This window comes from Bacillus sp. Hm123 (assembly GCF_051842975.2).
GTDB lineage: Bacteria > Bacillota > Bacilli > Bacillales > Domibacillaceae > Bacillus_CE.
The window spans coordinates 110,781-126,207 of the sequence record NZ_CM200277.1 but is presented as its reverse complement, the minus strand read 5'-3'; the positions used below and the strand labels follow the sequence as shown (position 1 = coordinate 126,207).

Below are 15,427 nucleotides of genomic sequence, written 5' to 3'. Positions count from 1 at the left end.
ATATTATTTCGCTTTTACAGCGCTTTGGATTTTTACTAATGATTTTCTAGGTCCAGGTACATTACCTTTAACTAGAATAACGTTGCGCTCCGCATCAATTTTCACTACTTGTAGGTTTTGGATAGTGATTTGCTCTCCACCCATACGACCAGGAAGTAATTTATTTTTGAATACGCGGTTAGGCGCTACAGGACCCATTGAACCTGGGCGACGGTGGTAACGTGAACCGTGAGTCATTGGTCCGCGGCTTTGTCCGTGGCGCTTAATTGCACCTTGGAAACCTTTACCTTTCGATACTCCTGTTACGTCAATGATATCTCCCTCAGCGAAAATATCTACTTTGACTTCTTGACCAACCTCTAGTTCCTCACCGAAGTTACGGAACTCACGAATGAAGCGCTTAGGTGCAGTGTTTGCTTTTGCAACGTGACCTTTAGCTGGTTTGTTCGCAAGCTTTTCGCGCTTATCGTCAAAACCTAACTGAACTGCTTCGTAGCCATCGCTTTCGATTGTTTTCTTTTGTAGCACAACGTTTGCTGCTGCTTCAATTACAGTTACAGGGATTAAATCACCGTTTTCTGCAAACACTTGTGTCATACCGATTTTTCTTCCTAAGATTCCTTTGGTCATGAGTCACACCTCCTAAAATTGTTAAAGTTTATATAAATTAAAGTTTAATTTCAATGTCAACGCCTGATGGTAAATCTAAACGCATTAATGAATCAACTGTTTGTGGAGTTGGATTCACAATGTCGATTAAGCGCTTATGTGTGCGCATTTCGAACTGCTCACGAGAATCTTTGTACTTATGAACCGCACGTAAGATAGTGTAAACAGACTTTTCAGTTGGCAATGGGATTGGACCCGATACACTTGCACCAGAACGTTTTGCTGTTTCAACGATCTTCTCTGCTGATTGATCAAGAATTCTATGATCATATGCTTTTAAACGAATGCGAATTTTTTGTTTTGCCATTATTTTCCCTCCTTTATCGCCTATTTGATAATAGACATTCTCCGCGGAAATATCCTAACGACACGCGCCATGGCAAAGCGGCCGGGTGTGTCAGCAACCTTCCACATCATCGCTGTCAAAAACCAACATTGTTAATTATACATGGTTATTGATCTATGTGCAACTATTTTTTAAAACTTTCTTCAACAACGCACTTTTATTATTATACATAGATCTATCTTTCATTTCAACTATGGAATAAAACGAATTGATTTTATTGAGCAAAAAAATAGCAGACGGAGAGTCCGCCTGCTATTTAATCATTCGATTATTTTTCGATTGTAGATACAACACCAGAACCTACTGTACGTCCACCTTCACGAATTGAGAAACGAGTTCCTTCTTCGATCGCGATTGGAGCGATAAGTTCAACTGACATTTCAATGTTGTCTCCAGGCATAACCATTTCTACGCCTTCTGGTAAGTTAACTACACCAGTTACATCCGTTGTACGGAAGTAGAACTGAGGGCGGTAGTTAGTGAAGAATGGAGTGTGACGTCCACCCTCTTCTTTAGATAATACGTAAACTTCTGCTTTGAACTTAGTGTGTGGAGTGATTGAACCTGGCTTAGCAAGTACTTGTCCACGTTGGATGTCTTCACGTGCTACACCACGAAGAAGAGCTCCAATGTTATCTCCAGCTTCAGCATAGTCAAGAAGCTTACGGAACATTTCTACACCAGTAACAGTTGTTTTCTTAGCTTCTTCAGTGATACCGATGATTTCAATTTCGTCACCGACTTTAACTTGTCCACGCTCAACACGTCCTGTAGCAACTGTACCACGACCAGTGATTGAGAATACATCCTCAACTGGCATCATGAATGGTTTGTCAGTGTCACGCTCTGGAGTTGGAACGTATTCATCAACTGCAGCCATAAGCTCAAGGATTCTTTCTTCCCACTCAGCTTCGCCTTCAAGAGCTTTAAGAGCAGAACCTTTGATTACTGGTACATCATCACCAGGGAAATCGTACTCAGAAAGTAGGTCACGAACTTCCATTTCTACTAGTTCAAGAAGCTCTTCGTCGTCTACCATGTCACATTTGTTTAAGAATACAACTAGGTATGGAACACCTACGTTACGAGAAAGAAGGATGTGCTCACGAGTTTGTGGCATTGGACCATCAGCAGCAGATACTACTAAGATACCGCCGTCCATTTGAGCAGCTCCAGTGATCATGTTTTTAACGTAGTCAGCATGTCCTGGGCAGTCAACGTGTGCATAGTGACGTGTTTCAGTTTCATACTCAACGTGAGAAGTGTTGATTGTAATACCACGCTCACGCTCTTCTGGAGCGTTGTCGATTTGATCATAGCCGCGTGCTTCACTGCCACCTGCTTTTGCAAGAACAGTAGTGATTGCTGCTGTTAAAGTTGTTTTACCATGGTCAACGTGACCAATTGTACCGATATTCGCATGTGTTTTCGAACGGTCGAATTTTTCCTTAGCCATTAGGAAATCCTCCTTTGAGTTATAAAAGTTTAAGTATATATTGGCTTCGAAGGTAGAAAGGCTTCTACCTTCAAAGGTACCAAAGCTTACAATAGTATTTATACTTTATTAGGAAGTATAAATCAATTATTCGCCTTTAGTTTTTTTAATAATTTCTTCAGAAACTGATTTTGGTACTTCTTCATAGTGATCAAAGTGCATAGAGTATGTTCCACGACCTTGTGTGTTAGAGCGCAATGAAGTTGCGTAACCAAACATTTCAGAAAGAGGAACGAACGCTTTAACTACTTGAGCGTTTCCGCGAGCTTCCATACCTTCTACACGACCACGACGAGAAGTAACATCACCCATGATGTCTCCAAGATATTCATCTGGAATAACAACTTCTACTTTCATCATTGGTTCAAGTAGAACTGGGTTACATTTAGAAGCAGCATTTTTTAGGGCCATAGATGCAGCAATTTTAAACGCCATTTCACTGGAGTCAACATCATGGTATGAACCATCAAATAATCTTGCTTTGATGTCAACAAGTGGGTAACCAGCTAGAATACCGTTTTGTAATGCATCTTCAAGACCAGCTTGGACTGCAGGGATGTATTCACGTGGAACAACCCCACCTACGATTCCGTTTTCGAATTCGAAGCCCGCGCCTTCTTCGTTTGGAGAGAATTCAATCCAAACGTGGCCGAATTGTCCGCGTCCACCAGATTGGCGAGCAAATTTACCCTCAACTTGAGCAGATCCACGGAAAGTTTCACGGTAAGCAACTTGAGGAGCACCAACGTTCGCTTCTACTTTGAACTCGCGACGCATACGGTCAACAAGGATATCAAGGTGAAGCTCACCCATTCCAGAGATGATAACCTGTCCAGTTTCCTGGTTAGTTTCAGCACGGAAAGTAGGATCCTCTTCTTGAAGCTTTTGTAAAGCTGTAGACATTTTAGCTGAATCAGCTTTTGATTTTGGTTCCACAGATAATGAAATTACCGGTTCAGGGAATTCCATTGATTCTAGGATAACAAGATTTTTCTCGTCACATAATGTATCACCAGTAGTTGTATCTTTCAAACCAACTGCAGCAGCGATATCTCCAGCATGTACTTCAGAGATTTCTTCACGTGAGTTCGCATGCATTTGAAGGATACGACCTACACGCTCACGCTTACCTTTAGTTGAGTTTTGAACGTATGATCCAGAATTAAGGATACCAGAGTATACGCGGAAGAAAGTTAACTTACCAACATAAGGGTCAGTCATAACTTTGAACGCTAGCGCTGAGAATGGTGCATCGTCAGTTGAAGGACGCTCTACTTCTTCATCGCTATCTGGTAATGTACCTTTAATTGCTGGTACGTCAGTTGGAGCTGGAAGGTAATCAATTACTGCGTCTAGCATTAATTGTACACCTTTGTTTTTGAATGCAGTTCCGCATAGAACAGGGAAGAATTCAACATTAGTTGTACCTTTACGGATCGCAGCTTTGATTTCTTCTTTCGTAAGCTCTTCTCCACCAAGGTATTTCTCCATTAAGTCTTCATCTAATTCAGCAACTGCTTCAATTAACTTTTCACGGTACTCGTCTGCTTGATCTTGATACTCAGCAGGAATTTCACCTACTTGAACATCAGTTCCAAGGTCGTTACCGTAGAAAGTTGCTTGCATTTCAATTAAATCGATGATGCCACGGAACTCATCTTCTGCACCAATTGGTAATTGGATCGGATGAGCATTTGCCATCAAACGATTGTGAATTGTTCCTACAGAGTATAAGAAGTCCGCACCGATTTTATCCATTTTGTTAACGAATACGATACGAGGAACTCCGTAAGTTGTAGCTTGACGCCAAACAGTTTCTGTTTGAGGCTCAACACCAGATTGAGCATCTAGTACAGTTACTGCACCATCAAGTACACGAAGAGAACGTTCAACTTCAACAGTGAAGTCTACGTGTCCTGGTGTATCGATGATGTTTACGCGGTGACCATCCCATTGTGCAGTTGTTGCAGCGGAAGTGATCGTGATACCACGTTCTTGTTCTTGCTCCATCCAGTCCATTTGAGAAGCACCTTCGTGAGTCTCACCAATTTTATGGATACGGCCTGTGTAATAAAGAATACGCTCGGTTGTTGTTGTCTTACCGGCATCGATGTGAGCCATGATACCGATATTTCGAGTGTTTTCCAAGGAGAACTCTCTTGCCATGGGTGTCTTTCTCCTTCCTTAATTGGGTTGTTTTTTATAATAAATTTAATCTTACCAGCGATAGTGAGCAAACGCTTTGTTTGCTTCCGCCATTTTGTGAGTGTCTTCACGTTTCTTAACAGAAGCACCTGTGTTGTTAGCTGCATCTAGAATTTCAGCAGCAAGGCGTTCTTCCATTGTTTTCTCTCCACGAAGGCGAGAATAGTTTACTAACCAGCGAAGACCAAGAGTTGTACGGCGCTCAGGGCGAACCTCAACTGGAACTTGGTAGTTAGCTCCACCTACACGGCGTGCTCTAACCTCTAATACTGGCATGATGTTTTTAATTGCTTGATCGAATACTTCCATAGGGTCTTTACCCGTACGTTCGCGAATAAGATCAAATGATGCGTAAAGAATTGCTTGTGATTTACCTCTTTTACCGTCTACCATCATTTTGTTGATAAGACGAGTAACTAGCTTAGAGTTGTACATTGGATCTGGAAGTACGTCTCTTTTCGCTACAGGACCTTTACGTGGCATTTGTTTTCCTCCTTTCAAAAGGTTGCTTTAATTTAGTTCATTTATTTTGTAATTAGTTTTTAGCTGGTTTTGGACGCTTCGTACCGTACTTAGAACGACCTTGACGACGAGTTTCAACACCCGCAGTATCAAGCGCACCACGTACAATATGATAACGTACCCCTGGTAAATCCTTCACACGTCCGCCACGAATAAGAACAACACTGTGCTCTTGTAGGTTGTGACCGATACCAGGAATATAAGCAGTTACTTCGATACCGTTGCTTAAACGAACACGGGCATACTTACGTAAAGCTGAGTTCGGTTTCTTCGGTGTCATTGTACCAACACGTGTACAAACTCCACGTTTTTGTGGTGAAGATACATCTGTTTGAGCTTTCTTGAAGCTGTTGTATCCTTTGTTAAGTGCTGGTGATTTAGAAGTAGTAGATTTTGATTTACGAGGTTTACGCACTAACTGATTAATAGTAGGCATGTAAATATCCTCCCTTCCTTTTTTCTTAAGCCCACACATCCAGGTGGCTCATTTTAAGTTAAAAACAAAGCTTTTGCAGTACTCTGCAAAAACATTATTCACTAATAATAGCAACAGCAACTGCCTTGACATCAATTCCACATGTTCTTCCAAGCTTTTGCATGGAATCAACATAAGTAATAGGCACTGCTTTTTCATTCGCAAGTTCAACTATTACACGAGTAATAGTTAGGTTTGCATCGGCAGCGAGAACTACTTCTTGTGCTTTGTCTCTTTCAAGTGCCTTCACTGTTTGTTTCGTTCCTATTTTAAGGCTTTTCGCCTTTGCTACTTTTTCATAAGACATACGAACATCCTCCAAAGTAACAAGGTTCATAGGAGCACCTTGATTATCTTATCATCGACACTTTTAAATGTCAACACTGAAAGTGAAATATTGTATCGGAGTCAATATTTTATCGACTCCGATACAATTATTTATTCTACAGTCACTGATTCTTCAGTTTGTGTTAATACAGGTTCAGATCTGCGGTATCTTTGCATACCTGTTCCAGCTGGAACAAGCTTACCGATAATAACATTCTCTTTCAAACCAAGCAACTCATCACGTTTCCCTTTAATAGCGGCATCCGTTAATACACGAGTTGTTTCTTGGAATGATGCAGCAGATAAGAACGAGTCTGTTTCAAGCGACGCTTTCGTAATACCAAGAAGAACTGGTCTTCCCGTTGCTGGCATACGACCTTCAAGCAATGCTTTTTCGTTCGCATCTCTGAATTGGTGTACGTCAAGAAGGCTTCCAGGTAATACATCTGTTTCACCTGCATCGATGACACGGACTTTACGAAGCATTTGGCGTACCATTACTTCGATGTGTTTATCGCCGATTTCTACCCCTTGCATACGGTATACTTTTTGTACTTCACGCAATAAGTATTCTTGAACTGAGGAAACATCCGTGATCTTCAAGTATTCTTTCGGATCGATCGACCCTTCTGTTAATTCCTGTCCACGAACAACCTCGTCGTTCACAGCTACTTTTAAGCGAGCAGTATACGGCACTGTGTATGTGCGCGTTTCTACTTGACCTTGCAAGACGATTTCTTGTTGGCGATCGCGACCTTCATTGATTGCTGTTACAGCTCCATCAATTTCAGAAATGACCGCTTGACCTTTCGGGTTACGCGCTTCAAACAACTCTTGGATACGCGGTAAACCTTGAGTGATATCGTCTCCGGCTACCCCACCTGTATGGAACGTACGCATCGTAAGCTGTGTACCTGGCTCACCGATAGATTGGGCAGCGATAATACCAACTGCTTCTCCCACTTCCACCTGTTGACCAGTTGCCAAGTTACGGCCGTAACATTTTTTACATACGCCATGACGAGTATTACAAGTAAAGGCTGAACGAATCCATACTTCCTCAAGACCCGAATCAACGATCACTTTAGCTAAATCCTCGTCGATTAGCTCATTTTCCTGTACAAGAACAACGCCTGTTTCAGGGTGTTTAATCGTTTTTCTAGCATAACGACCGATTAAACGTTCTTCTAGCGGTTCGATCACTTCTGTACCATCTTTAATTGAGCCGATTAGCAGACCACGATCTGTTCCGCAATCGTCTTCACGAACGATTACATCTTGAGCTACGTCTACTAGACGTCGAGTTAAGTAACCTGAGTCAGCAGTTTTCAGAGCGGTATCGGCAAGACCTTTACGCGCACCGTGTGTCGAGATAAAGTACTCTAATACGGTTAAACCTTCACGGAAACTTGATTTGATTGGTAACTCAATGATTCGACCAGCCGGGTTGGCCATCAAACCACGCATACCAGCAAGCTGCGTAAAGTTAGATGCGTTACCACGGGCTCCAGAGTCACTCATCATGAAGATCGGGTTGCGTTTATCTAGGGAAGCCATTAACTTACCTTGGATGATATCTTTCGCCGCACTCCAGATGGAGATGACGCGATCATAACGCTCATCTTCAGTGATCAGACCACGTCTGAATTGCTTCATAACGTTATCAACTTTACCTTGAGCTTCTTGAAGGATCTGTTCTTTTTCACCTAATACAACGATGTCTGCTACACCGACTGTAATACCAGCTTTAGTCGAATACTTAAAGCCTAAGTCTTTCATACGGTCAAGCATTTTTGACGTTTCTGTGATCTTAAACTTCTTGAAGACTTGAGCAATGATATTACCAAGAATTTTCTTCTTAAACGGAGCAACTAGCTCTTGCTTTTGAATATGTTCTTTTACGTTTACTGTTGGATGAACGAAATATTTCTCTGGTGTTTTCACTTCCAAGTTTGTTCCCGTTGGTTCATTGATATACGGGAAGGAATCAGGAAGGATTTCATTAAAGATTAATTTCCCTACAGTCGTGATTAGCAACATTTTTCTTTGCTCATCAGTAAATGTTTGATTGCTTAAAGAAGACGTTGCAATTGCTACACGCGTATGAAGATGAACATATCCATTTTGGTATGCAGTTAGCGCTTCGTTCGTATCTTTGAAGATCATCCCCTCTCCAATTGCACCTTCGCGTTCAAGAGTTAAGTAATAGTTACCTAATACCATATCCTGTGAAGGAGTTACAACTGGCTTTCCATCCTTAGGGTTTAGAATGTTTTGGGCAGCAAGCATAAGCATACGAGCTTCCGCTTGAGCTTCTGCTGATAAAGGTACGTGAACGGCCATTTGGTCACCGTCAAAGTCCGCGTTGTACGCTGTACAAACGAGCGGATGAAGACGGATAGCACGCCCTTCAACAAGCGTCGGTTCAAATGCTTGAATACCTAGACGGTGAAGTGTTGGGGCACGGTTAAGAAGAACCGGATGCTCTCTAATCACTTCTTCAAGCACATCCCATACTTCTGGATGTACGCGTTCGATTTTGCGCTTCGCACTCTTAATATTATGAGCTAATCCTTTTTCAACAAGCTCTTTCATCACAAACGGTTTAAACAGTTCTAATGCCATTTCTTTCGGAAGTCCACATTGATACATTTTCAAGTTAGGACCTACAACGATAACGGAACGGCCAGAATAGTCAACACGTTTACCTAATAGATTTTGACGGAAGCGTCCTTGCTTCCCTTTCAACATGTGCGAAAGAGATTTAAGCGGACGGTTACCTGGCCCTGTAACTGGTCGACCACGACGGCCGTTGTCAATTAGGGCATCAACGGCTTCTTGAAGCATACGCTTTTCATTTTGCACGATGATGCTTGGCGCACCTAAATCTAATAAACGCTTCAAACGATTGTTACGATTGATCACGCGACGATATAAGTCGTTTAAATCCGATGTTGCAAAACGACCACCATCTAATTGAACCATTGGTCGTAATTCTGGTGGGATTACCGGAAGAACATCTAAGATCATCCAGTCTGGATCATTACCCGAATGACGGAATGCTTCAATGACTTCAAGACGTTTAATTGCTCTTGTACGACGTTGTCCTTGAGCACTCTTTAACTCTTCTTTAAGAGCTTCCACTTCTTTTTCAAGATCGATGTCAGCAAGAAGCTTTTTAATTGCTTCAGCTCCCATACCTGCTTGGAATTTGCTTCCGTATTTATCACGGTATGCGCGGTATTCCTTTTCAGATAGCAGTTGCTTCTTCTCTAATGAAGTGTCTCCTGCTTCTGTTACTACGTATGAAGCAAAATAAATGACCTCTTCAAGAGAACGTGGAGACATGTCTAATACAAGTCCCATACGGCTTGGAATTCCTTTGAAATACCAAATATGCGACACTGGAGCGGCCAGTTCAATGTGACCCATACGTTCACGACGAACCTTTGCCTTTGTCACTTCCACGCCACAACGGTCACATACTACGCCTTTATAACGTACTCTTTTATATTTTCCACAATGACATTCCCAGTCTTTTGTCGGTCCGAAAATACGCTCACAAAATAAACCATCTTTTTCTGGTTTTAATGTACGATAGTTGATCGTTTCTGGTTTTTTGACCTCTCCAAAAGACCAAGATCGAATTTTATCTGGTGATGCTAAGCCGATTTTCATATATTCGAAGTTATTAACATCTAGCAAGGGGCCTACCTCCCTTTCAGTCTACAGGTTTTACCCAAGATCGCTTCGTTGCTTTTAGTCAAGATAGCCGGAGAAGCCCGTATAAGACTTCTCCGGCATCATTAATTAATCCGTTGAACTTACTTTTTCAGTTGCTGTTTCTTCAGGGGCAATATTTAATGTATCTGCCTGCTGAATGTCATCCTCATCTTCTAAGTCACGCATTTCAATTTCTTGATCGTCGCCGGACATAATCTTCACGTCCATACCTAAACTTTGAAGCTCTTTAATTAAAACTTTAAATGATTCTGGAACACCCGGTTCTGGAACATTTTCACCTTTAACAATCGCTTCATATGTTTTCACACGACCAACAATGTCATCCGACTTAACAGTAAGGATTTCTTGAAGTGTATAAGCAGCTCCATATGCTTCGAGCGCCCAAACCTCCATCTCTCCGAAACGCTGACCACCAAACTGAGCTTTACCACCTAGAGGTTGTTGTGTCACAAGAGAGTAAGGTCCAGTTGAACGAGCATGAAGCTTATCATCAACCATGTGCGCTAATTTGATCATGTACATAATTCCAACTGATACACGGTTATCAAATGGCTCTCCGCTTCGACCATCGTAAAGAACAGTCTTCGCATCACGAGACATTCCCGCTTCTTCAATTGTTTCCCATACGTCATCCTCTGTCGCACCATCGAATACTGGAGTAGCTACATGGATACCAAGGTATCTAGCTGCCATTCCAAGATGAAGCTCAAGCACCTGTCCGATATTCATACGAGAAGGTACCCCTAACGGGTTTAACATGATGTCGATTGGCGTACCATCCGGCAAGAAAGGCATATCCTCTTCCGGTAAGATACGGGAGATTACCCCTTTGTTACCATGTCGTCCAGCCATCTTATCTCCTTCAGAAATTTTACGCTTCTGAACGATATAAACGCGAACAAGCTGGTTCACACCTGGTGGAAGTTCATCTCCATCTTCACGGTTAAACACTTTTACATCAAGGACAATTCCGCCCCCACCGTGTGGTACACGAAGGGATGTATCACGTACTTCACGTGCTTTTTCACCGAAGATTGCATGTAATAGACGTTCTTCAGCCGTAAGTTCTGTAACCCCTTTTGGCGTTACTTTACCTACAAGTAAATCTCCATCTTTCACTTCTGCTCCTACGCGAATGATTCCACGCTCATCTAGATTACGAAGCGCGTCTTCACCTACGTTAGGGATATCGCGAGTAATTTCTTCAGGTCCTAATTTCGTATCACGAGACTCTGATTCATACTCTTCAATGTGAATAGATGTATACACATCATCTTTCACGAGTCTTTCGCTCATGATGATGGCATCCTCATAGTTGTAACCGTCCCATGTCATGAATCCAACCATTACGTTGCGACCGAGAGCAAGTTCACCTTTTTCCATCGATGGACCATCGGCAAGGATTTCGCCTTTGACAACACGATTTCCTACACTAACAATCGGACGTTGATTATAGCATGTTCCTTGGTTAGAACGAATAAACTTCAGTAAACGATATTTATCGAGATTTCCTTTAACCTCTTGTCCATCGATTTCTTGAATGCGACGAACCCAAATTTCACGAGATTCAACATGCTCAACGATACCTTCATACTTACAAATAACCGCAGCACCAGAGTCTTTCCCTGATACATACTCCATTCCTGTTCCTACAATCGGAGCTTCCGGCTGCATTAATGGCACAGCCTGACGTTGCATGTTCGCTCCCATTAAGGCACGGTTGGAGTCATCATTTTCTAAGAAAGGAATACAAGCAGTCGCTGCAGAAACAACCTGTTTAGGTGAAACGTCCATGTAATCTGCACGTTCGCGTTTAACGACCGTGTTTTCTCCACGGAAACGCGCGACTACTTCCTCTTCAAGGAATGAGCCGTCTTCATCTAAAGGTACGTTCGCCTGAGCAACAACATAGTTGTCTTCCTCATCAGCAGTCAAGTAGTCGATTCGACTCGTTACTTTTCCTGTTTCAGGATCAACACGACGATATGGCGTTTCAATAAAACCAAATCGATTAACCTTTGCATATGATGATAAAGAGTTAATCAAACCGATGTTCGGGCCCTCTGGCGTTTCAATCGGACACATACGGCCGTAGTGAGAGTAGTGAACGTCACGCACTTCAAAGCCTGCGCGTTCCCTTGTTAAACCACCAGGTCCTAATGCAGATAAACGACGCTTATGCGTCAATTCAGCTAGCGGATTCGTTTGGTCCATGAACTGAGAAAGCTGAGAGCTTCCGAAGAACTCTTTAATAGACGCGATCACTGGGCGAATATTAATTAGTTGCTGCGGTGTAATTGTATTTGTATCTTGGATGGACATTCTTTCACGAACGACGCGCTCCATACGTGATAAACCAATTCGGAACTGGTTTTGTAACAATTCACCAACAGAACGAAGGCGACGATTACCTAAATGGTCAATATCGTCTGTATTTCCTACTCCATAAAGAAGGTTAAAGAAATAACCAATCGAAGAAATGATGTCTGCTGGAGTGATGTGCTTCACATCAAACTCAGGGAAACCATTGCCGATAACATTGATTACTTTTTCTTCCTCACTGTTTGGAGCATAGATTTTAATTGATTGAACGATAATATCTTCTTCTACTACGCCACCAGATTGACGGAACGTTTTAAATCCTGCCCCACTTTCAAGGTTAGGAATAATTTTGTCCAGCGCACGGCGGTCAAGAAGCGTTCCTGCTTCAGCGATAATTTCACCTGTTTCTGGGTCCGCAAGCGTTTCAGCTAAACGTTGACCGAACAAGCGGTTTTTCGTATGAAGCTTCTTGTTGATTTTGTATCGTCCTACACTTGCTAGATCGTATCGTTTCGGATCAAAGAAACGAGAGATCAACAAGCTTTTTGCATTTTCAACAGTCGGTGGTTCACCCGGACGAAGGCGCTCATAAATTTCAATCAGCGCTTTTTCCGTGCTCTCCGTATTATCCTTTTCAAGCGTATTACGGATGTATTCATTATCGCCGATTAGATCGATGATTTCTTGATCAGAGCCAAACCCTAGCGCACGAAGCAATACGGTGATTGGTAGCTTGCGCGTGCGGTCTATACGGACATAAACAATGTCCTTTGCATCTGTCTCATACTCGAGCCAAGCGCCTCGGTTTGGGATTACTGTAGCAGTAAAACCTTTCTTCCCGTTCTTATCCAGTTTCCCGTTGTAATATACACTCGGAGAACGGACTAGCTGGGAAACGATAACACGTTCTGCTCCATTAATAATGAATGTTCCTGTTTCAGTCATAAGCGGGAAATCACCCATGAACACTTCCTGGTCTTTCACTTCACCAGTCTCTTTGTTTAAAAGACGGACTTTTACTCGAAGTGGAGCAGAATACGTTACATCGCGCTCCTTAGACTCGTCGACTGGATACTTCGGGTCGCTAAGACTATAATCGATAAATTCCAATGCAAGATTACCAGTGAAATCTTCAATAGGAGAAATGTCCTGAAACATCTCTCTTAAGCCCTCATCAAGAAACCATTGATAGGAGGATGTTTGGATTTCAATAAGATTTGGTAATTCTAAAACTTCGCTAATACGTGCATAACTTCTACGTTGGCGGTGTCGTCCATACTGAACTAGTTGACCTGTCAACTGATTCACCCCTCAAATCAAGCGTTTTAGTTGCCTATATATTCCTTATAGTAGACGGCCAGTCTATTCTATAAGACAAAAAGAAAAAGGGTTTTTCAAAGAAAACCTCATTTTTTTCACATAATGAACTATTATTTTTTCATTGTTCCCATCTACTTAAAAAATCATACATCAATTTCCGAGAAAATGGACACAAATATTATATTGGCATTTTACAATAATACCATAAAGATTTTAGTCAGTCAATGATTTTTCTGCTTTAAGAATGTAATATCCTTTGGAGCGTTCGACTGTTTCCACTTCACCAAACAGGCTCTCTAATTCTTTGATCGCTGATGGAGCCCCCTGCTTCTTTTGGATCACAACCCAAAGCTGACCTCCAACCGCCAATTTCCGAAAGCTTTGACGGAAAATATCCATTACTACTTGTTTCCCTGCACGAATAGGTGGATTCGTTAAAATTGCCGCAAATTGATTTTCTACGACAGCTTCTAAACGATCACTTTCATAAACAGTAATATTGCTAATTCGATTCAACTCCGCATTTTCTTTCGCTAGAGCTAACGCCCGTTGATTGACATCAACCATATGAACGAGACGCTCTGGAGATTGTGTAGCAATCGATAAACCAATCGGACCATAACCACAACCAACATCAAGTAGCGCCCCTTCTATTTTGGGCAACTCGAAATGTTCAATTAACAAACGTGAACCAAAGTCTACTTCCTTTTTCGAAAACACTCCTGCATCCGTCTTAAAACGAAATGTCTTATTTTTCAGCATGTATTCCCAGTATACCGGGCTACTTTCACTTTCAGGAGTTGATGAATAATAATGATTTGCCATGCAGATCCCTCCAATCATCTTCAAGCGAGGCGACTGCTCAAGTGCCATTTGCACATGAAGGCCTTAGCTACTCTCATTTAACCAAAATTCGAATCGATATGCAAAGACAAAACAAAAGCCCGCTGGATTCAGCGAGCCTTTGTTGTTGATTACTACTTTATTACTTAACTTCTACGCCAGCGCCAACTTCTTCAAGTTTAGCTTTAAGCTCTTCAGCTTCTTCTTTAGAAGCACCTTCTTTAAGTGCTTTTGGAGTGTTGTCAACAAGTTCTTTTGCTTCTTTAAGACCAAGACCTGTGATTTCACGAACAACTTTGATAACTTTAATTTTTTGTGCACCTGCTTCAGTAAGTACAACATCAAAGTCAGTTTTCTCAGCAGCAGCGTCTCCACCAGCAGCGCCACCAACCATTGCTACAGGAGCAGCAGCAGTTACACCAAACTCTTCTTCAATAGCTTTTACTAAGTCGTTTAATTCAAGAACGGACATTTCTTTAATCGCATCAATGATTTGCTCTTTAGTCATTTTAAATTTCCTCCTTAATTTTTACATTATGTTTTATTAGTTTAGGCTGTCGCTAAATAGATTAGCTTACGCACCTTGTTCTTCTTTTTGTTCTGCAACAGCTTTTGTCGCAAGAGCGAAGTTGCGCATAGGAGCTTGCAATACGCTGAGTAGCATAGAAAGAAGTCCTTCGCGTGATGGAAGTTCAGCAAGAGCTTTAACTTCTTCAACAGACACAACGTTTCCTTCAAGTACACCTGCTTTAATTTCTAACGCTTCATGCTCTTTCGCAAAATTGTTAAGAATTTTCGCTGGTGCAATCGCATCTTCTGCACTGAACGCAATCGCGCTTGGACCTGTAAGAGAATCTTCTAAACCAGAGATCTCTGCCATTTCAGCTGCACGGCGAGTTAAAGTGTTTTTGAATACTTTGAACTCAACACCTGCTTCACGAAGTTGCTTACGAAGTTCTGTTACTTCACCTACTGTTAATCCACGGTAGTCTACTACAACTGTAGTTGCACTATTTTTGAATTTTTCAGCGATTTCGGTAACTAACTGTTTCTTTTGTTCAATTACACTGCTCATCTTTACACCTCCTGTAGATTTCTCCGAAAAAGACGGAACCATCTTTTTCGCTTTACTTTGTCATTCATACCTCGAAGCAAGTAA

12 protein-coding genes and 1 other annotated feature (1 of these 13 running past the window's edge) are annotated in these 15,427 nt (G+C 41.9%); all 12 genes read right to left on the bottom strand.

Translation table 11 applies throughout. The features are described from left to right. Positions 1-3: 3 nt before the first annotated feature. Entirely contained in the window at positions 4-630 is a 627-nt protein-coding gene (rplC, locus tag ACSVDJ_RS00680; RefSeq protein ID WP_439170784.1) for a 50S ribosomal protein L3, read from the bottom strand. 37 nt (positions 631-667) lie between these two features. Then, on the bottom strand, positions 668-976 hold the full coding sequence (gene rpsJ / locus ACSVDJ_RS00675; protein ID WP_025729837.1) for a 30S ribosomal protein S10: 309 nt from the start codon (positions 974-976) through the stop codon (positions 668-670). A 307-nt stretch (positions 977-1,283) separates the two neighbouring features. Next, positions 1,284-2,471: an elongation factor Tu gene (gene tuf / locus ACSVDJ_RS00670; RefSeq protein ID WP_439170782.1), complete on the bottom strand. Its 1,188-nt coding sequence runs from the start codon at positions 2,469-2,471 to the stop codon at positions 1,284-1,286. A 126-nt stretch (positions 2,472-2,597) separates the two neighbouring features. Further along, the gene (fusA, locus tag ACSVDJ_RS00665; RefSeq protein ID WP_439170781.1) at positions 2,598-4,676 is read right to left on the bottom strand and encodes an elongation factor G; all 2,079 of its coding nucleotides are present in this window, start codon (positions 4,674-4,676) and stop codon (positions 2,598-2,600) included. Between the two features lie 51 nt (positions 4,677-4,727). Further along, entirely contained in the window at positions 4,728-5,198 is a 471-nt protein-coding gene (rpsG, locus tag ACSVDJ_RS00660) for a 30S ribosomal protein S7 (RefSeq protein WP_095479276.1), read from the bottom strand. A gap of 52 nt (positions 5,199-5,250) precedes the next feature. Next, positions 5,251-5,673 (bottom strand): 30S ribosomal protein S12, encoded by a 423-nt coding sequence (rpsL, locus tag ACSVDJ_RS00655; protein WP_094833969.1) that lies wholly within the window; start codon positions 5,671-5,673, stop codon positions 5,251-5,253. A gap of 94 nt (positions 5,674-5,767) precedes the next feature. Beyond that, entirely contained in the window at positions 5,768-6,019 is a 252-nt protein-coding gene (locus tag ACSVDJ_RS00650; RefSeq protein WP_439170779.1) for a 50S ribosomal protein L7ae-like protein, read from the bottom strand. Between the two features lie 131 nt (positions 6,020-6,150). Beyond that, a complete protein-coding gene (gene rpoC, locus ACSVDJ_RS00645) occupies positions 6,151-9,744 on the bottom strand; it encodes a DNA-directed RNA polymerase subunit beta' (protein ID WP_439170777.1) in 3,594 nt (1,197 codons plus the stop codon). A gap of 105 nt (positions 9,745-9,849) precedes the next feature. Next, positions 9,850-13,404, bottom strand: a complete 3,555-nt coding sequence (rpoB, locus tag ACSVDJ_RS00640) for a DNA-directed RNA polymerase subunit beta (RefSeq protein WP_439170776.1) — start codon at positions 13,402-13,404, stop codon at positions 9,850-9,852. Positions 13,405-13,638: 234 nt separating this feature from the next. After that, on the bottom strand, positions 13,639-14,250 hold the full coding sequence (locus ACSVDJ_RS00635; RefSeq protein WP_439170775.1) for a class I SAM-dependent methyltransferase: 612 nt from the start codon (positions 14,248-14,250) through the stop codon (positions 13,639-13,641). Positions 14,251-14,410: 160 nt separating this feature from the next. Continuing rightward, complete coding sequence (rplL, locus tag ACSVDJ_RS00630) at positions 14,411-14,776, bottom strand: 50S ribosomal protein L7/L12 (RefSeq protein ID WP_439170774.1); 366 nt, start codon at positions 14,774-14,776, stop codon at positions 14,411-14,413. A 66-nt stretch (positions 14,777-14,842) separates the two neighbouring features. Beyond that, positions 14,843-15,343 carry a 50S ribosomal protein L10 gene (gene rplJ / locus ACSVDJ_RS00625; protein WP_439170773.1) on the bottom strand — a complete coding sequence of 167 codons (501 nt, stop codon included), beginning with the start codon at positions 15,341-15,343 and terminating at the stop codon, positions 14,843-14,845. A 71-nt stretch (positions 15,344-15,414) separates the two neighbouring features. Further along, positions 15,415-15,427: a sequence feature (ribosomal protein L10 leader region), on the bottom strand (it continues 133 nt past the right edge of the window).